We start from the raw sequence: 20,761 nt of genomic DNA on the forward strand, positions 1-20,761 counted from the left end.
TTACTGTTGGCTAAAGCGCGTCGCCTCAAAGCTGTTGAGCACTCTGTGCACCGCATAGGTCACGAGCAGAGTGACAACAATAGCAAACAAAATACTACTCACGCGATACAGAGCGCTGAACATTAAATCGCCGTCCGGAGTAAGGTATTGGCCAAATAAAATACCTAATGTGGTTAATCCGCCAAATCCGGCTCCTGACCCACTAGACTCTTTTACATGCATATAGCTGAACATCATCGCGCCAATCCACAGTAATGGGACGATAAACAGCAAGGTATCCGACCAATCGTATAGTACGAGCTGCCCAGCAATACCAAAGGTTACCCCCATCAAGGTCCCCATTGCTCTTTTGCGCGCATACCCTAAAGCACCGTTCCAATGCATAGGAAACAATAAAAGCAAGGTTGTCGCCTGAGCGGACATAGAATCACTGAGGTCAAATAGCTGGAATACAAGGAAAGACATTGTAGCGATGCTCGCCCCCATAAGGGCTTCATGACGCATGCGGTGACTCTGTTTAGGCTGAGATGGTTTTGCCGGTGGCTGACGAGGCTCTGCATCAGGGATCAAAAATGTCACGACGTAGGCCACGATCACTGAAATAACGTTCGCTTGTAAGTTGCTGAATATTAGATCATTTAAGTCGGTTGTTGGATAACTCGCAAAATGCAGCATGATGCTCAAGCTCAGCACGCTATTTGCCCCAAACAGGAATAAGCTCCCTTTTGACATACAGGCGAACTTATACAAAAACAACCCGAAGGCGATGATCGTCATCATGCCAGGATGTCCACCAAATAGCCCACCAAGAATACCGACCTCTAATCCGCATACGACCGCTGAAAAAATCAGCTGTCGTGCAGCATGCAGGCTCATGACTGGTACCATTCCAAGTAACAACATCGGTGTTACGGTAAAAAATACGCCATAATTCCAGCCAAAGACCTTACATAAGGTGAAGCCAATGGTCGCGCCAGTTGCAATGCGCAAACACTGACGGAAGTCGTTTTCCGACATGGGATGATCCCATAACTTCATATCGCCTCCCCGTTAATAAATGTAATGAAGAAGACTCAAAAATCGGATCTGACATCTCGCTAACCAGCCAGATAACGAGTTTTCTGGCAACAGTTGCACAGTCGCACGTGCCCCAGCCGGAAATGCGCGCTGTTGAGGTTCATCGATAGCTAAATGTAAACGTAAACGCTGCGCGTCTCTCACCCAGCGGTTTGAGTCTGTCGGTGTCGCTAAACGGCCATCCGCATCAAACTGGCCTGAGCTTACCCCTGCATCCACACTCGTAATACGAGCTTCAAATACGTCACCTGGCAAGCTATCAAAGGCCACTAACGCCCGACTGTTCTGATTGAAGTGTCGCAGACTCTTTTCACGAAAGTCGGCAATAATATCCACGTCATCCGAGACTAAAGCCACAAGAGGCGTACCAGCTGCCGCATAGGCACCCGTTTCCAGCTGCAAGTTAGCGACAACGCCATCATGTTCAGCAATTACTTTAGTGTAAGACAGATTAAGTTCCGCTTGTTTTAGCTGGTTTTGTGCCACGCGGATATTTACATTCGTTGCACCTAAATCGCCTCGGTTTACTTCCAACTCTTTTAAACGAGCGCGCGCGGCCAGTAAGTTTGCTCTGGCTGCCGTTGCACTACTTTGTGCGTCATCACGCTGTTGTTGCGAGGTGCCATTGCGATGAAACAATGTATCAAGACGTTTGGCTTCGCGAACTTTTTGCTCGGCGACAATTTTGCTCGCTTCAACGTCCGCTTTTGCCGCTGCAATGGAGGCATCAAGCTGTTCATTATTTTGAATCACACGCTCAAGGTTAAGTTGAGCCTTTTCTACGGCGAGCTGATAAGGCTGTGGATCAATCTGGAATAGTAGATCGCCTTGGCTTATTTCTTGGTTGTTGGCAACATAAAGATGCGTAATCTGTCCACTCACACGGGGAGCTACTTTAGTTACCACTCGCGTTGCCATTGCCTGAGGCGTCAGTGGCATGGCGAGATCTGCGACTAGAAAATAGGCAAAGACAAGGACAAACGCGACGCAAGAATACTTGATCCAACGTGCGAATTTTTGATCTGGAGTCATAGGCGTTTACTTCTCTTTTAATTCGGGTTTCTGACTTATTCGCTAAGTGAATCAAGTGCATTGTGAGCAATCTGATCGAGGATCAATGAAAGCTTTTGAAGCTCTTGGTCATTGATTTCCGTCAGTAGCTTGCTCCGTACTTGAAGAATTCGGGTCTCCATTTGCTTCAGTAGAGTTTTACCTTCTTCTGTAAGGCTAACAATGCGTGCTCGCTTGTCATGCTCACTGCAATGGCGAGTGATCAGAGATTGCTCTTCTAATAGCTTTAATGTGCGCATCAGCGATGCTAACTCAATCTCAAGCGCTTCAGCCAAATGCTTCTGACTAACGTTGTCGCCCATTCGATAAAGTTTCCATAACGCAGTCCAACGCGGGTACGTCAGGTTTAAAGGCTCCAACTCGCGATCTGCAACCATTTTCCACAAACGGGCAACACGAGATAACTTTTCAGCCAGAGAAAGGTCGCGCAAACTGTTGATGTCTTGAATCATAAGATCTACTCAATTACTTAGCTTGCTAAGTAATATAAAATAGTTAGCACGCTAAGTAAATAAGTTTTTGTGATTTAAATCACATAGAATATGCCATTGGGGAACCAAGTTCGCGTAACGCAACGTAGTACTTGGGTTGTAATAGTAGTGATATACGACACTAAAGGTGATATCAGCACTCCTGGCTTATCAACAAGTGAAGCATTGAGATACAAAAAAGCACAACCCTAAGTTATGGCGTTGTGCTTTTCGGTTTAGTGAGCGATTGAATTATCAATTAAGGCTCATAGCGAATGAGTTCATCACGTTCGTTCAATTAAGAATCGCTGCTTGAAGTCAACAAAGGCTTCATGCAGCGCATTTTCTTTAATCGGTTTGAGCAATACGTAATTCGCGCCCGCCTCCATAAACGCATCACTGGTTTCTTTCGCCGTATCGGCAGTACAAGCATAAATTGGCGTGCCTAACTTCAGCTTCTGTCGGATCTCTTTGGTTGTTTCAATTCCTCCAAGATGCGGCAGTTGGTTGTCCATCAAAATCAAATCGTAAGTATGATCTTTTAAGAACTCCATCGCTTCCAATCCATCTTTTGCCCAATCAACCTGCATTTTGTACTTGTTACAAAATGCTTTGAGAATGAAGGCATTAGTATGGTTATCTTCTACCAACAGTACTTTTAGACTCTCTGCGAATAACTCACCAGGTTTAACTCTCAAGCTTGAATCAAGAGGGGTGAGCACTCGCTCACGATCTTTCACTGGCATTGTAATAACAAAGGTCGTGCCTAAACCTTTTTGACTACGTACTTGAACGTCACCTTCCAGCATATCGACGAGGCTTTTCACAATGGTCAGTCCCAAGCCACTGCCACCGTATTCTCGAGTGGTCGTTGCTTCCTCTTGAACGAAAGGTTCGAACATTTGGTCGAGCTTATCAGGTTCTATGCCGATGCCCGTATCCGTAATTTCCACTACCAACACACTATTTTCGGCGCCGTAGAACTGCTCCAGTTCAGCATGCAAGCGTACGCTGCCCGAGGGGGTAAACTTAACTGAGTTACTGACTAAGTTGAATAAAATTTGGTTCAGACGAACTTGGTCAGTAAAGATTTCAACATTGGGATCAATCTTGTTTTCAATGACAAGGTTAACGCCTTTATTTTCGCAAATTGGACGATAAATGTTTTCTAACGTTCGAATCGTGTCAGTGAACGAAAACGGGTGCTTTTGAATATTAAACTTACCCTGCTCAATCTTCGAAAAATCCAAAATATCATTCAAAACAGCAAGTAAGTGCTCACCACTATGTCGGAGTACATCAATTTGGTTATTCTGCTCTTCCGTTTCGACCGAGTCTTTTAATAACTGAGCAACTCCCAGAATGCCATTGATTGGCGTTCGGATTTCATGGCTCATTTTAGCCAGAAAATCGGCACGTGCTTGGGCGGATTTTTCTGCCTCTTTGCGTGCCAAGTTACTTTGTTTTTCCGCTTCAATAAGCGTCGTAATATCCTGACCTTGAACAATGATACCGCTGATATCACCATCCACTCGAATCGGCGATAAGTTCCAACGATATACCTTGTCTCCAATTGGTACATTGACGCCAGTTAACGTGGCTCCTTGAGCTGCCATTCGCAGGTGCGGCATCAACTTTTCTTTGAAGCCTTTAAATACTGGGTGCATGGTTTCAATGTCGTTTTCCATGACCAATTCTTTGCGGGCTGCCGGATTGATTTGGATGAGTACGCCAGACTCTGACCACACCATAATCGGCGATAACGCAAAGTTAAACAGATCGCGGAATGAACGCTTTTGCGCTTCCAGCTCTTCAAAGGTGTTTTCTAGTGTCGAACCAATATGATCGAACTCCTCGATATCCGATCCGCCAAATCGTTCGAACCCTTTTTCTTCACGAGCCGAACGAGTGTATGCCATCAACGAGCCAAGCTCTTCGACGACTCGATTCTCAATCCACTCTTTGGTCATCAACGCAATCATCACCATCCCGATAACTGAAGCCAACATCGCCAAAAGGTGCTGGATTTGCAGTGTCACAACACTCTGATTGTCTTGCACGGTTAGCAAACACAAATCCGTCGTGGCAGCATTGACTTCGATAGGGGTTTTAATGATCAACAACTGGTCAAGCTTTTGCTGAGACTCTCGCCGCTTCAGAACATCAAATATCTTGTACGCTTCATCTCCGACTAGTGAGCTGGCTAGTGGCGTATCGTTGGCCACCAAAACAACATTATCAACGTTCCCTTCGTTTTTTAGTCTTTCCATCAACCCGAAGTTGTTATCTAGAACAACAACATTGTAAGAATACCCCATCACTTCACCGGTTTTAGGTTGTAAAACCGGTACACGACGCAGTAACAGGTGGCGAGTTCCCATTGGGGTATGTGAAGGAAGGTAATACCAATTGTTGCTAAAAGTCACTTGGCTCGCGAGGCCATTGAGAATCAAGTTATTGATGCCATAGAAATGCGCATTCCCATCGTCCCAAATAATGCCTTGATGATCGGTGAGAAAGCGAAATTCTGGCGTATGAGAAGGATCACTCTGGTCAATACTCATGAAAAAGTAATTGAGAGCTTCTTCATCCCGTTCTGTATAAAAATCTAAAACAACATCACTCTTCGAGTTACTGTTGTGATGAATCTGAATCGCAGCAAAATGGCTATCAAAAATATTAAGAATCAGCGCTGACGTCTGTTGCTTAGTTCTATCCACTTCTTGCCAAATAATTTGCTTCGAGAAGTAATAACTCTGAACGAAGATGCCTAAAATGATCGGAGCAAGTACGAGAATGATTATTTTCGTAATAAGCGTCGACAATGAGCGACGCTTTCTTGTTTTTGATGTAGTTGTCATCAATTGTCTGAGTATCTAAATGCGCGTTTTCTTAATGCTTCAATTCTTTCTGGAGAATCAGATTTCGTGACGACTTCAAAATCACCAGAATAAACGGTTGGAACGGGTTTCCCTTCAAGATCCCACTTAATCGCTTCTGCCATTGCAATGCCAGTATCATCGTTCATACGCATAACAGTAACGTCTAACTCCCCTTTCGAAAGCGCTTCTAATTCTGCAGAGCCGCCACCCCAGCCGTTGATCATGACATCTTCACGCCCTAATTCTTTCAGCGCATCAACAGCCCCTAGCGCCACATCTGTAGAACAAGCATAAATAAAATCGACGTCAGGGTATTTTTCCAAACTCGCTTTTGCTGCTTCATACCCAGACTGCTTTGTCGCTTTGGTATAGTAAGCAGATTGTAGTTCAAAGTTGTTATCACGGTTGACTTGATTGATAAAGGTATTACCTCTGATGTCGCTGATATATCCTTCTGAAAAGTAGAGCACACTATAATGGCTCTGTTTTGGAAAACGCTTACCAAACTCCACGGCAAGCTCACGGCTGCCTTCAGCATGATCAAAACCAACATAAAGGAACGGTTGGTGATCCTCCCAATCTCTTACCGGTGTAGTGATATTTTGTAAGATCAACTTGGTTTTCTTTGAGTCTAAGACGTGTTCAACAAACTTACGATGCCTAGTGGTATCGAGAGTGAAAATCAGATAATCGGAGTTGCTCTTCAGCGCTTCCATTAAAGACAAACTTTGTTGCTTAATATCTGCGTTGGGACGGGTAAATACTTGATTAAGTTGATAGTCGATATCGAGTTTATCTAAACGCTGTTCAAATGCGTCGATATTTCGAATCCAATAATCCGAAATCTGTTGACCTGGATAAACCACAGAAATTTTTAACGGACGTTTTTTGTCTCTTTCAACCGGAACAGGAGTCTCTCGCACGGCGTCAGCCAACGCATTCGTTAACTGCTTCTGTTCTGGAAACTGGTCTAAAAATTCTTGATATGCCCAATACCCATTGAGGACTTGAGTGGCTTGCGCTATCGGCGCGACAGTGGCCATTGACATCAGGGAGAATACTAACGCTTTTTTCATCTACTGCTCTTTTAGCTTTTTATGAGCCTAATTCAGCTCTATTCGTTACCTAGCCGAGTCATCCTTTACTCTTGTAATCTACCTTCCTCTGAGTGCCTGTTTCAATAATAAATTGGTTCTTAGTCTGAGTTGGAACGAATAAACGTTTATTGTGTACCTAATTGCAAGGTCACAAAATATCATTTCTCCTTTTCATACTCTGAGTGCTTAAACAGAACACCAACCCATTATGCGTCAGTTTGTTCTTACATGGTACTCCAAAACTAAAAAGAAACCGCCTCTGTGGACGGTTTCTTTGTTATTCGGCATGTCGCGAACGCTTATTTCGATAAAGCCATTTCTAACATCATCTGCTGATTTTCATCAACGACAATACTTGCTTTTGACATAACGAGCAGCTCTTTCTTAGCTTTTGTTAGTTGCTTAATATAATACTCAGCCCGCATGGCAAGCGTCTTTGAATCAAAATCCGAAGACCACTCCAATACCAAGGGACCTTTTCCTTTTAAAGCTTTCGCTCCTTTGCCCGTTTGGTGCTGATTGAATCTTCGCTCAACATTGTTTGTGACACCGCAATACAGCGCATTGCGGTTATTTCGTATCAAATAGACACTCCAACGCTGCGCTGTATTTTCAATCATGAAAGTAGTGACTCGACCTTAGCTTTGAGTTCATCGAGCTCTTCTTTAAGCTGAGCAACTTCGAGCTCTAACTGGCTGACTCGATCAGAATTAGAGCCAGCCGCTGACACTGGCACTGCTAGCTCAGAGACGTCAACGTCGCCACAGAACAAATGCATATAGCGTGACTCTCGCTTTCCGGCTTCACGCGGTAACTTGACCACTAATGGCCCTTTATCTTCGCTTGCTAAGTGCTCCAGAACCGTTTCAACTTCTTTTACATCATGAAATGTCGCGAGACGATTGGTACGAGTGCGAATTTCCCCAGGCGTTTGAGCACCACGCAAAAGCATACAGCACACGATTCCCTTCTCTTGTTCTGTCAGTTTTAAATCACCAAACTCCGTATTACAGAAACGGTGCTGATACTTGCTAACACGGCTGTTAAACGCACTTTCGTCACTGACGAGCCTACGCTCAATTAGAGCATCAACGGCATCGAGAACGTCTGACTCAGAGAGCGACATTACGGGATCACGGTTGCTTTTTTGATTACACGCGTTGGTTAAAGCGTTTAGGCTGAGGGGGTAAAGATCTGGGGTGGTGACTTCTTTTTCGATCAAGCAACCAATGACTCGTGCTTCAATTGCCGTTAGCTCAACTTTCATAATGCATTTCCTTATTATTTTTGCATTTGACTTGGTACCTAAATCGCTTCGAAATCATGCATCATACATTGGCAAAGAGATGCAAGAAGCGTTAACGATTCAGGTGTCGGTGTCAGGCTAAAGCATAGCGCAAGACCTGGCACCCTTTGCGAATCGGGTCAGGTATCAATGCTCCGAGAGAATTGGCACTTTCGTCAAATTGCCATCTTGATCAACCATCATTATTTTTGAACGATTCAGCTCAACTTCGATGATTTCGAGTTGCTCGCGAGCGTTGATATACGCTGTTTTTAACTTTTCAGCCACAGAGCGAGTGGCTTGCTCATTATCTTGACTACTTACTTGCTCCGCAGTGTTCCCAGAGTCCATATCAAGTTCATCATTTTGCATTCAATGGTGTTGATAATATAGTGAAGGCCACGTTATGACAATGCATCGATGGATTCTACGATGTTGCCCAAAACTCGATTAAAGAAGCGTGATTATGTAGACACATCGCAATTGGTTGAGAAATGTTCAACTCTGCATTGTGATTGATCTAAAGACTGTTATGCCACTGGATGTTGTGCTTTAATCGAGGGAGATATTCATAAAATTAGGAAAGAGAACTATGAGTAGCGTATTTGAAATCGTTAACCAAGCTCGTCGTAAAAACAAACTAAAACGTGAGCTGCTTGATAACGAAAAGAAAGTTCGTGATAACCGCAAACGTGTTGACCTTCTAGAAAACCTTCTAGATTACATCAAACCAGAAATGACTCACGATGAAATCGTCGCAATCATCAAAAATATGAAAGCAGACTACGAAGATCGTGTTGATGACCACATCATCAAAAGTGCAGAAATCTCTAAAGCACGTCGTGACATCAGCCGTCGTATTCGCGAACTGACTGAAGAAGACAAGCAAACTAGCGGCAAAAAATAAACGCTTAAGCTAGATTTTCCAACCCCGAGTAAGGCTACCTTACTCGGGGTTTATTTTTGTCTCTAAACTAAGCGCCGTGTACAATCAATCCAACTCTTATTCCTAACGCATTCAGCTTTCTATGTCCTCAACTACGACAAGTACGCAACCAACACTTGCAAAACAATTATTTACGATGACTTGGCCAATGCTATTTGGCGTTCTATCTTTAATGAGCTTTCAGCTTGTAGATAGTGCATTTATCGGTCAGCTCGGCGTTTTACCTTTGGCCGCTCAAGGTTTTACTCTTCCGTTGCAAATGGTCATTATCGGCATTCAAGTCGGTTTAGGTATCGCCACGACCGCTGTCATTTCTAAAGCGCTTGGTGCGAATGAAAGTCGTTATGCCAAACAGCTCGGTGGCTTAGTTTTGATGATTGGCTCAATCGGTGTAGCCGTTTTTGGAGGGCTAATTTGGCTTTTGCGCTACCCCATTTTATCTTTATTAAGTGCTCCAGAATCTGTGATGCCGATTATCGACAGCTACTGGCCTTGGTGGCTGCTAAGTTCATGGACTGGAGCGGTTTTATATTTTTACTACAGTATTTGCCGAGCTAACGGCAACACCATGTTGCCTGGCACAATGATGATGGTGACCAGCGGTGTGAACCTTGTGCTCGATCCACTATTTATTTTCACGTTTGACTTGGGTATTAACGGAGCCGCAATAGCAACCATCGTTGCTTTTGGGTTTGGTATTTTAGTCGTCGCGCCTCGCGTAAAGAAGAATCACTGGGCAACAACGCAGTGGCAAGACCTCAACGTAGCTAAAAGTGTTGCGTCTATCGGTAACATCATGGGACCTGCGATGATCAGCCAACTGCTGCCTCCGTTGTCGTCCATGTTGGCAACAAAGTTGTTGGCAAGCTTCGGGACCGCAGCAGTCGCCGCTTGGGCGCTCGGTTCACGCTACGAATTCTTTGCTATCGTTTCGGTGTTAGCGCTGACAATGTCTATGCCCCCAATGGTCGGGCGCTTACTTGGCGCAAAGAACTACCAAGATATCCAATCGCTAGTCAGTATTGCCGTAAAATTCATTCTGGGCTTTCAACTTTTGATCGCAGCCATTACGTTTGCCGTCGCAAACCCACTTGCACTACTGATGACCAGTGATGTTCAAGTAGAGCAAGTATTAGAAATGCATTTGCTGATTGTTCCTATCAGCTTAGGTTCACTAGGTGTATGTATGTTGATGGTCTCTCTTTGCAATGCATTAGGTAAGTCTTACACCGCGCTCACCATTTCAGCGCTACGCTTGTTTGTCTTTTTCCTTCCTTGCTTATGGGTTGGCGCTCAAATGGGGGGAATCCGAGGTCTACTTTTAGGCGCTTGTATGGGCAACATTCTGGCGGGCATTTCCGCTTACCTAACCTACCGACAAACCATACGTAAACTCGCTGGCGCTCAAGCAAACGCATAACAATGCATGGTTAAAATAAAGCCCCTTTGATTGGGGCTTTATCGTCTTGAAATGTTATCGATTTAGGCGAGTTTTAATTCATTGAAGAGCTCAAATAGCTGATTCGATTTATAAGGCTTAGGTAAATAAGCATCCATACCTGCAGCAAAACAGTTGTGAATGTCTTCTTCCAAAACACTCGCGGTGAGCGCAATAATGGTCGTTTTCTCACGCCCGGCTTTCTTTTCCCAACGACGAATTTCTTTCGTCGCGGTCAGTCCATCCATCACCGGCATCATACAATCCATTAAAATTGCATCGAATTCTTCTCCCTTTGTGATGGCTTCCAACGCTTCTTGTCCATTGCTTGTTATCAAATAGTCATACCCTGCTTTATCCAGAAAGAAACTCGCGATTTTCTGATTCATCAAGTTATCCTCCGCGATTAAGATCCTCCTGTGAGAGCGCGATGTTCGATATTCAGACTTTGGAAGACCATTAGTGACAGTGTCACTTGAAATGGTTTTTTCTACCTTCGCTAAGTCGTCAATGACATGCTTAAATCGATTGCCAAGAAAAGGCAATGTGAGTACAGCATGTACTCTTTCTGCATTGTCGTAGGGAGTGGATAGATGATGCTGACAAATAATCACACGACGAAGATCATATTTGAGTGACAATTCATCTAAGGCTTCATCCGTATTGGAGTCGTCACTATGGCACAGAAATATGACATCAAAGTCATCGTTTATTGCTTTTACTTCATTAACATTATTCGCACCAAAGAGATTGATTTTTGCTAATCGACACTCTTTCAAAAGTTGATCAGCGTAATCGTAATTTGTGCAGATCAAGAGCCCTTTATTTATCACGTCCGAACGCCAGCCAAACACCGGAATAACGTCAACCTCAATAGAGAATTCAAAGCATGTGCCCACTCCTTTTGTGGATGTCGCTATAAGCTGCCCTCCCATCATGGATACCAGTTGACGACAAATTGCCAATCCCAGTCCCGTTCCACCGAACTGCCTCGACACCCCTTCATCTTCCTGAGTAAAGGGTTCAAAAATCGTCGTTAACTTATCTTGTTCAATACCTATCCCGGTATCTTCGACTTTAAACATCAGTACTCCGCGCTCTTTCTCAGGTGACTCGTCATAACTGACATCAACACGTATATGCCCGCTTTCGGTAAACTTGACCGCATTCGATACCAGATTCGTGATGACCTGCTTGATGCGATGATCATCAACCATCACTCGAGTTGGAATGTTTTCAGCTAAGTTAATCCCCAGCTCTAGCTGTTTAGATGTGGCTTTGGATTGAAATAAAACCATCGACTGGTACACCACCTCTCGGATATCGGCCTCGACTAACGACAACTCCAGTCGACCAGATTCGATTTTAGAAAGATCCAAAATATCGTTAAGCAAGGTAAGTAAAGTTTGGGATGAAGAGTCAATGTCATCAACGACTTCTTGTTGATGGGAAGATAATTCGCTTTGAGAGAGTATCTCCGTCATGCCCATAATACCGTTTAGGGGGGTGCGTATTTCATGCGACATGTTGGCAAGAAATACTGATTTAGCGCGATTAGCAGATACTGCTGACTCTTTAGCATGGAGTATTTCGTCTGTTTGTCTCTGCTTTTCTTCAACCACTCGATTCACTTGCTGAGCGAAAATCGTCAGTTCATCACTGCCATCGACTTTGACTTTCGTCTGTTTCTCTTCATCGTTGATCAGCGCCGTTAAGGTATGAATAATCGCATCTAGTTTGCTATTAACCCGAAACCAAGTGCCAAAGCCAAGCCAGCAAAGCATGACGATAACCAAAATAACGCCAGAGGTAATCATCGCAATATTGGTCTTTTGTTCATGAACTTGTGTTAGGAGCGATTGCTCTGTTTGTTTCGTGAACCCATCAATGAGTACTTGCAAGCGTTGCACACGGAAATCGAGTTCTCTCAAATACGCTTCATAGTCACTACGTGACATGTCCCCTGACATTAATCGCCCACGAGATGCCAAATTTCTCTGATATCTGGGCGACGTAAACAAGCCTAGCAGTTTATCAACTTGATCGTATGACCCTCCTAAATTTAAAAACGCATCCAAATTTTGCTGCTGTCGATCAATAGCCTGAAAAAACAGACTCTGACTCAACCGACTCTTAGGATCTTGAACTAGGCGATGCGTCAACCAGGCTTCTTTCTGTGTCCAAAAAGACAGCTGAGCAAGGTAAGCAATAAAATTCTGCATTCGAATACCGTCCTCACTGCCATACCACTGATGATTTTGTAGCAAAGAGCGCGACATATTTTGAAGCAGTTGAAATGCCCAATCGCCAAGGTCATCCATCTCGTCCAACCTACCGGATAATACCCCTAGCATGGCCTCTTTCAGCTCATCAGCATATTCCGCGGTATTGGGGTTACTGACGAATTTTTGATGCATGGAAGAAATAACACCGTCTTGTTCTTCTATATTAAGTGCGGCTGATGCTTGAAGCGTAGGCTGGCGGCGTGCTTTCTCTATGGAGTATATAAAGTGAGAGGCTTGGGATATCAACTGGAAACCTTGGATATTGATTACCGTTTGATTGAGACGGCTTACGCGCAACGCATTGTCAGAAAACTGCTGAACTGCAAAAACCACTATCACCACCGTGGGTAATAGTGCGAGGAGTGCTAAGCGTGTTTTTATTGATAATCTCAACATCCATCAGCCCAATGGTTGATCTCATCCGATTATTTAATACTAGACTAGTTTCTAGCATTGAAAGGCATATACGACATGGTTACTTTAAAACAACATTCACCTACCAAAACCATGGTCATTCCGCTTATTTCGCCATCGGTCAATGAAATGGTAATTGTGACTCGAATCATACTTTTTGATCTTCAAGCTGAGTACAAACAGTGAAGTTTCACTCATACCTAAGATGCACATCACTTTTCATAAAATTCCAAACCATATGTTCACCTATTTCGTTGCCTTATCGAGACAAATCACACAAAAATGCAAACGAATTCACAGTGACAACAAAACTAATTTGAAAACACACATTATCATCGCGAAAAAAGTGGATGACTTTTTAAATGTCAATACGTGAAAACCACCGCTTTAGTCACATTAATTCACCACTAACACGACCTTAACTAGTGTTTTACACTGGATTTAATTTTCCTAGCAGAATAAGGGCTCCGACCTTAGAATCCGCACACATAACTATTACAACCCGATTACATAACCCACCACACTCTTGCACGCTGCCGAAGAGGCAACAGCAGAGAGTATGGTTAGCCCCCAAAACGTGAAAGGTCTAATACAACAATGAGTCCAGAGAAATATCTCCAAGACTGGCAAACTAGCCAAACGATTGCTGAATCTATTTCCCCTCTAATTGGTAAGCTATATCGTCAAAAAGGAATCGAAGTGGTTCTGTTTGGTAAAACGCTTATCAATGCTACTACTATAGACATTCTCAAAACTCATCGCGTTGCAAGACGTTATACAGGCAGCCCACTCTCACTTGAGCACACAATGCCTATCATTCAAGCGCTATGTGAAATGAGCATTTCTTCGTGTCGTGTCGATGTTGGCCAATTGGCAACTAAGTACTGGAATGAGCATGACGATACTGCATCTTTAAATGATTTCCTTATCACTGCACTCGATGGCGCACGCGATGCAGACTCTTCATTGAAAGCGCGTGATGTAGTTCTTTATGGTTTTGGTCGCATTGGTCGACTACTAACTCGCCTTCTGATCGAGAAAAGTGGCCCAGGTTACCCACTACGACTACGAGCGATTGTGGTTCGTGGCGGTAAAAAAGGCGATTTAGAGAAGCGTGCTAGCTTACTGCGTCGTGACTCAGTCCACGGTCAGTTCAACGGTAGCATCGTGATCGATGAGGAACGTAAAGCTCTGATCGTTAACGGTAACTACATCCAAATCATCTACGCAAACAATCCAAGCGAAGTGGACTACTCTGCTTACGGTATTAACAACGCGCTTGTTGTTGATAACACAGGTGTTTGGCGTGATTCTGAAGGTCTAAGCCAACACTTAGCGTGTCAAGGTGCAGAGAAAGTGCTGCTAACGGCACCAGGTAAAGGTGACATCAAAAACGTTGTATTCGGTGTAAATGAATCAGTTATTCAAGAAGATGACACCATCATCTCTGCAGCGAGCTGTACCACAAACGCAATCACGCCGGTTCTTAAAGCGCTGAATGATAAATATGGTGTCCTTTCTGGTCACATCGAAACCGTGCACTCATACACAAACGACCAAAACTTGATCGACAATTTCCACTCTGGTGACCGCCGTGGACGTAGTGCTTCTCTGAACATGGTTCTAACTTCAACTGGCGCAGCTAAAGCAGTAGCAAAAGCACTGCCAGAGCTAGCTGGTAAGCTAACAGGTAACGCAATTCGCGTACCGACACCAAACGTTTCGATGGCAGTCGCTAACCTAAACTTAGGTGAAGACGTAGACCGTGATTCACTGAACGATTACTTGCGTGAAATGGCGTTGAACTCTGAGCTTTCGGCACAGATTGACTACACCGATTCAACAGAAATTGTATCAACTGACTTAGTTGGTTCTCGCCATGCAGGCGTCGTGGATGGTCAAGCGACTATCGCACAAGACAAACGTTGCGTACTTTACATCTGGTACGACAACGAATTCGGTTACAGCTGCCAGGTTGTGCACTGTATGGAACAAATGATGGGTGTTCGTTACCAAACATTCCCTCGATAGGTGAACTTTGCTCCACAACGTTAACCACATAGCGTAACGGACAATATCTCATATTTGTTCTAAATAATAAGCGCGAAGCGCATTACTAATATTTTTCCCCGTTTATACGCCTGATCACCCTCAGGCGTTTTTTCATTTCGCTCATTTGACACTCTCCGGACAAAGTGAAGACTATCATTCATGTTTTGTTCATGTTCACAGCATTAATCTGAACACATAAATTACAGAGAGGTCATGATTATGAATCGGATTATTGTTACCGCACTGGCACTGATTACGGGCTTTTTTACATTAGTCTTTAGCTTGATCATTGCGATTCCGTTGACCATCGCAGCATTAATTACAGGCAAACGTATTGAGAAGCGCGTGAAGAAAATGCAGAAAGAAATGCATGAAGAGTATGAATTCAATACTGGTAAAGCCGATGCTATTGAAGGTGAGTTCGAAGAGGTTCGCCGATAAGTAAATAGAATTTATATAAGTTTCTCTCCCCCGACAGCTCCTGAGAAACTTCTTGCTTTCACCCTGTCTTTACAATGGCAGGGTGCTTTTTACAAAAAAGGCAGACACCTAGGCTGCCTTTAATATTTTGTTGTCTTTGCAAATTTATACGGTTACGACCACTCGAAGTGCCAATAGCATGAGAACAATCCCTGACAAACGATCAATTAACACTGCTTTAGAACGAATTCTGTCCACCACTTTAGAGCTTGATAACACTAGGGTGATAAAGGTATACCAAAGCCCGTCCACAACAAATGGTGTAGCAACAATGATCATTTGATTGCTCAAATCATTACCTAGCGCTACAAACTGACTGAATAATGCAATAAAAAACAAAGCAATTTTAGGACTTAAAATCGAGATAAAAAAACCTTCTCGAGCAGACTGGCTTACCGTTGTTTCCTCGCCTGACTCCAACTTCGCCGCCACACCGCCTTTCGAACGCAGCGCATTGAACCCTAAATATGCAAGATATGCCGCGCCTGCAAGGCTGATCGTCTTGAACAACATCGGGCTTTGCTGCAAAACAACAGCGAGGCCAATCAGCGTGATAAAGGCATAAACGCCAATTCCAAAAGCGTGTGCCCAAGCCGTTGCCAAACCATTGATGCGTCCACCAGCCAAAGCATGTTTTGCCACAATTGCTAGGCTAGGCCCAGGTGACATAGCGCCGAGTAAACACACGGTAAAAAGTGATAACCAAACTGTTAGTGTCATAAATAACCTCTCTCCATTTGAACTCAATCTATCAATTGAAGAGCTATAATTTGAAATCAAAGTTTCGCATAAAAGTCATGATTTAAAATCATAACTTAATGGATGGAGTATTCCGATATTTTCATCACCGCGTGGATTTGCTCTCGCACCCACTGATGAGCTGGATCATTGTCGTATTTAGGATGCCACATCAGCCAATATTCATGGGTAGGTGTCTCAAAAGGAAGCGCTTTATGAACCAAAGGCCAGTGCTTGGCCAAATTATTTGCAATGTGCTCCGGAACTACCATTAAGTGCTCACTTGAGACCAAACGATTTACCGCCGCAGAGAAAAAAGGCACTTTAAAGGTAACATGACGCATCAACCCCCTGTCTTTTAGTGCCATATCGGTACTTGAGTCTTTGTCTCCCCCACCCGTCACTTGAATATGCGAATGACTGATGAGGTCCTCTATAGAAATCGAAGCCTTACCAGCTAAAGGGTGAGACGCCTTCATCAAACAAACTGACTTATCAGAACCAATATTGATGCTAGATACACCTTCAGGCTGAGTGGGATACATAGAAGAAGCAAGGTGGATTCCTAACTCGTGAAGCTTATCGATAAAATCTAGCTGCCACAGTCGATACGCCAAATCCAATTGTGGTGCTTGTTCACCTAAGTGAGATGCAATATCGGGCAAAACGTATTGTGCCACGTAATCACTTGAGGCAATAACCAGCTCGCCTTGCCACAGTTGCGGCTCAAAAGGTTTGTCATCGAGTAAATGGTCAAACTCAGCCAGTAACGCATCAAGCTTTGATTTTAATGCTATTGCTCGCGGGGTTGGTATCAGCTGATTACCTTGACGAATAAGCAGTGGGTCACCACACAGATCGCGCAATTGTGCAAGCTGTCGGCTAACCGCAGACTGAGTAATGTGCAAACGTTCTGCAGTTCGGCTGACATGACACTCTTCTAAAAGTACATGCAAGGACCTAAGTAGATTTAAATTGATGTTGTTTAACATACCGGCTCAAGAAGGTTTAATAAATAATGACACCCATGATGCTTATTTCACAAACTGGTTGCCAGTCGTATTAAAGAACTCAGCTAAAACGGTATGAGTCATGAGGTGCCTTAGCTCTGGGTAACGTTGAATTTGATCTCTGATTTCGTTCAAACGAGTCATCGTAGGTACTTCGACAAAAACCATCATATCCGTTTCACCACTGATTGCATGGCACCATTTTACGCCATCGATTTTGTATAGTTCGTCGGCATATGATTCGCAATAATACGTGGATGTAGATTTATCGAACTTTAGAGCAAAATAAGCACAAATCGAGTCCCCGCCTGAAGAGGCAATTTCAGCGTGATACCCGAGAATCACTTTGTCATGTTCTAGCTTACGAATACGAGCCGTCACCGCAGAGCGAGAAAGGTTCACTTTATCCGCAATTTCAGTCACCGACAGCCGAGCGTTGTGTCGGAGAAGATCCACAATCTTGTGATCAAACTTGTCCATATACTTACCAAGCTTTCCTTATTTTTCTCATTCTATACCGATTCTAACTGCATAAGAAACCAACATTTTGTTGGAAATATTTAAAACAACCGTCATATTGACGGTTCAGTAAATCATTTTGTTATTAAGATTTTGGATATGCTATTTGGTAAGCATGAGATGAGCACCGTTATCCATTCAAATAAAAGAGCGATAACGCATTGAAATCAAATACGCTTCTTATGCACTCAGCGCACTAGCGGGCTCATTAAACTCCAATAAATGAGATAATTAGAAGCCACAAGCGTTTTCGTCATAAGCCCTACAACATTGGATGAATCAATTAGCATGGAACAGCTCAAAAAAGACATTTCACTCACATCCGGTATCGCCCAACTATCCACAACATTAATGGGAACGGGGCTTTTTATGATACCAGCCATTGCAGCAGGCATAGCGGGTCATTTTTCACTATGGGCCTGGATTTTATTATTCATCGCCATTTGTCCTATTGCGCTGACTTTTGCCCAGCTAGGCAAGCGATATCCCAACGCGGGCGGAACCGCATTTTTTGTGCGTAAAGCATTTAACGCCAAGCTGGAAAGTAGTGTAGCTTGGCTATTTGTTAGTGTCATTCCGGTAGGGGTTCCGGCCGCGATTGCACTCGCCGCAGGCTTTCTACAGCAAATATTGCCAGAGCCTATTAGCAATAATCTGTTTGCACAAATTCTAACGGTATTACTTCTTGTGTTCGTCAACTTGATGGGCACTAAGTCATCAGGTCATTTACAAACTCTTATTGCTTTGAGTGTCTTTGCGCTCGTTGGCACATTTTTATGGAAAGGTGACGTTAACAGCGCCGATCTCGTGATGCCAGCTATCACACAAGAGTCAATTTGGCCTATTACCGCAGCGCTTGGCGTGATGTTCTGGTGTTTTGTTGGCATAGAGGCTTTTGCTCATATGGGGGAAGAATTCAAAAACCCTCAAAGAGACTTCCCTATCGCCATTATTGTCGGTTGTTTTGTAGCGGGAGCTACGTACTGGGCTTGCTCTGTTGTTATTTTAAAGTTTGGTGCATATGGTAATGCTCAATTCGATAATGCATCGATTCCATGGTTGAGTGCTCAACTACTTGGCGATGGGGCCAAATGGATAATCAGTTTGATCGGATTCTCCGCTTGTTTCGCGAGCGTTAACTTATACACACAGAGCCTAGCGCGAATGGTCTGGGCTCAAGCTCGGGAACATCGTCCTTACAGCCCACTAGCCAAGATTTCGCGTCGTGGTGTCCCTTTCTCAGCCACCTTATTAGTTGGCGGCGTACTGCTAATATCTTGCGTGATAGGAACGCTATCGCAGCTCGATCTGGAGTTTTTCCTAAAACTAGCAAATAGTGTATTCGTTTTGGTTTACATGTTGGCGATGTTAGCCGCTTATAAATTGCTCCGTGGGTTTGGTAAAGCGCTTGCGGGACTTTCTCTACTGCTTTGTACCGGTGTTTTTATATGTTTAGGCTGGTCAATGTTTTATGCACTTGGCATTTTCACTCTACTTTTACTGCCTTGGAAACAGTGGCGACATAAACGACAAACACGCGCAGTTGAATAGTCACTGCTTCCCATGTCGAAAAATTAGGGCTAAACGTTGGATACCAGCGTCTATATTCTCTAACGCGATATTGCCATAACCAAGCACGGCACCATGCCAGTGACGTGCTTGGAAACCTGGATGTTCATAATAGCTCAAAGGTCGCAAGATGATCCCTTCATGTTCTGCCAGTTTTGTAAAACGCAGCTCATCCATACCGTTTTGCCATTTCAACGTAATATGAAGTCCCGCCGCTTGGCTAACGACGCAAACACTGTCGCCAAAATGCTGTTGAATGGATAAATGCATCTGTTCATGCTTGGTTTTATATAGTCGGCGCATTTTTCGGATATGGCGCAACAACCCACCCTCGGTAATAAAATCCGCCAACGCTTCTTGAGTGTGCGTCGGTGAATCACCACTTAACGCATCTTTAACCACCAAACATTGCTCTACTAAACGTTCAGGAACCACAAGGTAGCCAAGCCGCAATCCGTTAAACATTACTTTACTGAAGGAACCCACATACAACACACGATCATCTCGACCCATTTGAGCTGCTAGCCCCTGTAAGCTGGTGTAGGGACGATGAGCAAACTGAAATTCGCTGTCATAATCGTCCTCGATGATCCAACTTGATTGCTCGACCGCCCAGTTGATGATCTTTCCTCTTTGCTCGGTATTGAGTGTGGTCCCCATCGGATATTGATTACTTGGTGTGATATACAGCGCATCGGCATCGCTTGAGGTCACCGCTTCCACATCAAAACCTAATTTCTCTCTTACGAACAAAGGCTCAAATTGATAGTTTTGGAACTGAATCAACTTCCGCATTTGCGCGTAACCTGGTTGCTCCATCAGAACCTTATCACCTTGTTTGAGCACTACCATCGTCGCAATTGACAACGCTTGCTGCGCCCCAGAGGTAATAATAATGCGCTCTGGGGAACAATTCACTGAACGACTTGATGCGAGGTAGTCAGCTAAAGCACAGCGCAATGCCCAACTACCCTGAATATCTTGATTCCCCAACAAGCAGGGGCGGGACATGTGGCGATTGAGTAACTTTTGCCACTGCGCCATCGGAAATGCGTCCAAATCCGGCACACCCGGTGCAAATGCAAGGTTGATATCAAAGTGAGTTTTCGGTGATGAGTCTCTCTGAACTGAATTAGGTTCAGGCAAGTACTGCTCCGGCAGTTCTACGGCAACATAAAAGCCAGAACCTTTTTGGCTGTTCAAGTACCCTTCCGCCACTAACTGTTCGTAGGCAGAAATCACGGTATTCCTACTTAGATTAAGCGCCTGTGAAAGCTTCCGCGTAGAAGGCAACTTCCCATTCTTCACCCACAATCCTTGAACAATTTTCTTGCGAATAGCAAAAAACAACGCTTGCTGACGCGTTCCATCACTTTCTTTTAAATGTAGGTCACCGATATCAATCAAAGACAAACTGGATCCATCCAT

The 20,761-nt window shown here is 44.0% G+C and carries 18 protein-coding genes; 5 read left to right on the plus strand and 13 right to left on the minus strand.

Features of this window, described 5'->3' with window-relative positions; all coding sequences use genetic code 11:
* The 8 genes from NL643_RS14325 to NL643_RS14360 all read right to left on the minus strand — a co-directional run bounded on the left by NL643_RS14325 (nucleotide 1) and on the right by NL643_RS14360 (nucleotide 8,233).
* The gene (locus NL643_RS14325) at nucleotides 1-1,038 is read right to left on the minus strand and encodes a DUF2955 domain-containing protein (protein WP_046875880.1); all 1,038 of its coding nucleotides are present in this window, start codon (nucleotides 1,036-1,038) and stop codon (nucleotides 1-3) included.
* 12 nt (nucleotides 1,039-1,050) lie between these two features.
* Entirely contained in the window at nucleotides 1,051-2,109 is a 1,059-nt protein-coding gene (locus NL643_RS14330) for an HlyD family secretion protein (protein WP_006741161.1), read from the minus strand.
* A 35-nt stretch (nucleotides 2,110-2,144) separates the two neighbouring features.
* Entirely contained in the window at nucleotides 2,145-2,600 is a 456-nt protein-coding gene (locus NL643_RS14335) for a MarR family transcriptional regulator (RefSeq protein ID WP_005397727.1), read from the minus strand.
* A gap of 302 nt (nucleotides 2,601-2,902) precedes the next feature.
* A complete protein-coding gene (gene luxQ, locus NL643_RS14340) occupies nucleotides 2,903-5,479 on the minus strand; it encodes a quorum-sensing autoinducer 2 sensor kinase/phosphatase LuxQ (RefSeq protein ID WP_048624830.1) in 2,577 nt (858 codons plus the stop codon).
* Nucleotides 5,479-6,576, minus strand: a complete 1,098-nt coding sequence (locus NL643_RS14345) for an autoinducer 2-binding periplasmic protein LuxP (RefSeq protein WP_005397733.1) — start codon at nucleotides 6,574-6,576, stop codon at nucleotides 5,479-5,481. Before NL643_RS14345 ends, luxQ begins: the two co-directional genes overlap by 1 nt.
* Nucleotides 6,577-6,896: 320 nt before the next feature.
* A complete protein-coding gene (locus tag NL643_RS14350; RefSeq protein WP_193448273.1) occupies nucleotides 6,897-7,217 on the minus strand; it encodes a GIY-YIG nuclease family protein in 321 nt (106 codons plus the stop codon).
* The gene (locus tag NL643_RS14355; RefSeq protein WP_047008119.1) at nucleotides 7,214-7,864 is read right to left on the minus strand and encodes a YceH family protein; all 651 of its coding nucleotides are present in this window, start codon (nucleotides 7,862-7,864) and stop codon (nucleotides 7,214-7,216) included. Before NL643_RS14355 ends, NL643_RS14350 begins: the two co-directional genes overlap by 4 nt.
* A 165-nt stretch (nucleotides 7,865-8,029) precedes the next feature.
* Nucleotides 8,030-8,233, minus strand: a complete 204-nt coding sequence (locus tag NL643_RS14360) for a hypothetical protein (RefSeq protein ID WP_031780656.1) — start codon at nucleotides 8,231-8,233, stop codon at nucleotides 8,030-8,032.
* A 241-nt stretch (nucleotides 8,234-8,474) separates the two neighbouring features.
* Here NL643_RS14360 and NL643_RS14365 point away from each other — a divergent pair, with 241 nt between their 5' ends.
* Nucleotides 8,475-8,789, plus strand: coding sequence for a DUF496 family protein (locus tag NL643_RS14365; RefSeq protein ID WP_005373603.1), 315 nt, complete (start codon nucleotides 8,475-8,477; stop codon nucleotides 8,787-8,789).
* A 121-nt stretch (nucleotides 8,790-8,910) separates the two neighbouring features.
* The gene (locus NL643_RS14370) at nucleotides 8,911-10,248 is read left to right on the plus strand and encodes an MATE family efflux transporter (RefSeq protein ID WP_041853085.1); all 1,338 of its coding nucleotides are present in this window, start codon (nucleotides 8,911-8,913) and stop codon (nucleotides 10,246-10,248) included.
* A 62-nt stretch (nucleotides 10,249-10,310) separates the two neighbouring features.
* Here the strand turns inward: NL643_RS14370 and NL643_RS14375 are convergent, their stop codons facing one another.
* Nucleotides 10,311-12,947 carry an ATP-binding protein gene (locus tag NL643_RS14375; protein ID WP_164665469.1) on the minus strand — a complete coding sequence of 879 codons (2,637 nt, stop codon included), beginning with the start codon at nucleotides 12,945-12,947 and terminating at the stop codon, nucleotides 10,311-10,313.
* Between the two features lie 615 nt (nucleotides 12,948-13,562).
* On the opposite strand from NL643_RS14375, the gene NL643_RS14380 reads away from it, so the two are divergent.
* Nucleotides 13,563-14,996, plus strand: coding sequence for a glyceraldehyde-3-phosphate dehydrogenase (locus NL643_RS14380; protein WP_006741169.1), 1,434 nt, complete (start codon nucleotides 13,563-13,565; stop codon nucleotides 14,994-14,996).
* A gap of 240 nt (nucleotides 14,997-15,236) precedes the next feature.
* On the plus strand, nucleotides 15,237-15,458 hold the full coding sequence (locus NL643_RS14385; protein WP_005397748.1) for a hypothetical protein: 222 nt from the start codon (nucleotides 15,237-15,239) through the stop codon (nucleotides 15,456-15,458).
* A gap of 144 nt (nucleotides 15,459-15,602) precedes the next feature.
* On the opposite strand, the gene NL643_RS14390 is transcribed toward NL643_RS14385, so the two are convergent.
* The 3 genes from NL643_RS14390 to NL643_RS14400 form a co-directional block, all read right to left on the minus strand.
* Nucleotides 15,603-16,217 carry a LysE family translocator gene (locus NL643_RS14390; RefSeq protein ID WP_048624827.1) on the minus strand — a complete coding sequence of 205 codons (615 nt, stop codon included), beginning with the start codon at nucleotides 16,215-16,217 and terminating at the stop codon, nucleotides 15,603-15,605.
* Nucleotides 16,218-16,312: 95 nt separating this feature from the next.
* On the minus strand, nucleotides 16,313-17,227 hold the full coding sequence (locus NL643_RS14395) for a LysR family transcriptional regulator (protein WP_065646227.1): 915 nt from the start codon (nucleotides 17,225-17,227) through the stop codon (nucleotides 16,313-16,315).
* Nucleotides 17,228-17,269: 42 nt separating this feature from the next.
* Nucleotides 17,270-17,725: an Lrp/AsnC family transcriptional regulator gene (locus NL643_RS14400; protein ID WP_005396378.1), complete on the minus strand. Its 456-nt coding sequence runs from the start codon at nucleotides 17,723-17,725 to the stop codon at nucleotides 17,270-17,272.
* A gap of 327 nt (nucleotides 17,726-18,052) precedes the next feature.
* Between NL643_RS14400 and yjeH the strand changes: the two genes are divergently transcribed.
* On the plus strand, nucleotides 18,053-19,315 hold the full coding sequence (yjeH, locus tag NL643_RS14405) for an L-methionine/branched-chain amino acid transporter (protein WP_006741172.1): 1,263 nt from the start codon (nucleotides 18,053-18,055) through the stop codon (nucleotides 19,313-19,315).
* On the opposite strand, the gene NL643_RS14410 is transcribed toward yjeH, so the two are convergent.
* Nucleotides 19,316-20,761, minus strand: a complete 1,446-nt coding sequence (locus NL643_RS14410; protein WP_253644661.1) for a PLP-dependent aminotransferase family protein — start codon at nucleotides 20,759-20,761, stop codon at nucleotides 19,316-19,318.

It is taken from the genome of Vibrio sp. Y42_MX_L11 (assembly GCF_024181785.1).
Taxonomy (GTDB): Bacteria; Pseudomonadota; Gammaproteobacteria; order Enterobacterales; family Vibrionaceae; genus Vibrio; species Vibrio diabolicus.

Coding starts and splice junctions, on each gene's coding strand:
- NL643_RS14325 (WP_046875880.1), bottom strand. CDS start 1,038: ATGAAGTTATGGGATCATCCCATGTCGGAAAACGACTTCCGTCAGTGT.
- NL643_RS14330 (WP_006741161.1), bottom strand. CDS start 2,109: ATGACTCCAGATCAAAAATTCGCACGTTGGATCAAGTATTCTTGCGTC.
- NL643_RS14335 (WP_005397727.1), bottom strand. CDS start 2,600: ATGATTCAAGACATCAACAGTTTGCGCGACCTTTCTCTGGCTGAAAAG.
- luxQ (WP_048624830.1), bottom strand. CDS start 5,479: ATGACAACTACATCAAAAACAAGAAAGCGTCGCTCATTGTCGACGCTT.
- NL643_RS14345 (WP_005397733.1), bottom strand. CDS start 6,576: ATGAAAAAAGCGTTAGTATTCTCCCTGATGTCAATGGCCACTGTCGCG.
- NL643_RS14350 (WP_193448273.1), bottom strand. CDS start 7,217: ATGATTGAAAATACAGCGCAGCGTTGGAGTGTCTATTTGATACGAAAT.
- NL643_RS14355 (WP_047008119.1), bottom strand. CDS start 7,864: ATGAAAGTTGAGCTAACGGCAATTGAAGCACGAGTCATTGGTTGCTTG.
- NL643_RS14360 (WP_031780656.1), bottom strand. CDS start 8,233: ATGGACTCTGGGAACACTGCGGAGCAAGTAAGTAGTCAAGATAATGAG.
- NL643_RS14365 (WP_005373603.1), top strand. CDS start 8,475: ATGAGTAGCGTATTTGAAATCGTTAACCAAGCTCGTCGTAAAAACAAA.
- NL643_RS14370 (WP_041853085.1), top strand. CDS start 8,911: ATGTCCTCAACTACGACAAGTACGCAACCAACACTTGCAAAACAATTA.
- NL643_RS14375 (WP_164665469.1), bottom strand. CDS start 12,947: ATGTTGAGATTATCAATAAAAACACGCTTAGCACTCCTCGCACTATTA.
- NL643_RS14380 (WP_006741169.1), top strand. CDS start 13,563: ATGAGTCCAGAGAAATATCTCCAAGACTGGCAAACTAGCCAAACGATT.
- NL643_RS14385 (WP_005397748.1), top strand. CDS start 15,237: ATGAATCGGATTATTGTTACCGCACTGGCACTGATTACGGGCTTTTTT.
- NL643_RS14390 (WP_048624827.1), bottom strand. CDS start 16,217: ATGACACTAACAGTTTGGTTATCACTTTTTACCGTGTGTTTACTCGGC.
- NL643_RS14395 (WP_065646227.1), bottom strand. CDS start 17,227: ATGTTAAACAACATCAATTTAAATCTACTTAGGTCCTTGCATGTACTT.
- NL643_RS14400 (WP_005396378.1), bottom strand. CDS start 17,725: ATGGACAAGTTTGATCACAAGATTGTGGATCTTCTCCGACACAACGCT.
- yjeH (WP_006741172.1), top strand. CDS start 18,053: ATGGAACAGCTCAAAAAAGACATTTCACTCACATCCGGTATCGCCCAA.
- NL643_RS14410 (WP_253644661.1), bottom strand. CDS start 20,761: ATGGATGGATCCAGTTTGTCTTTGATTGATATCGGTGACCTACATTTA.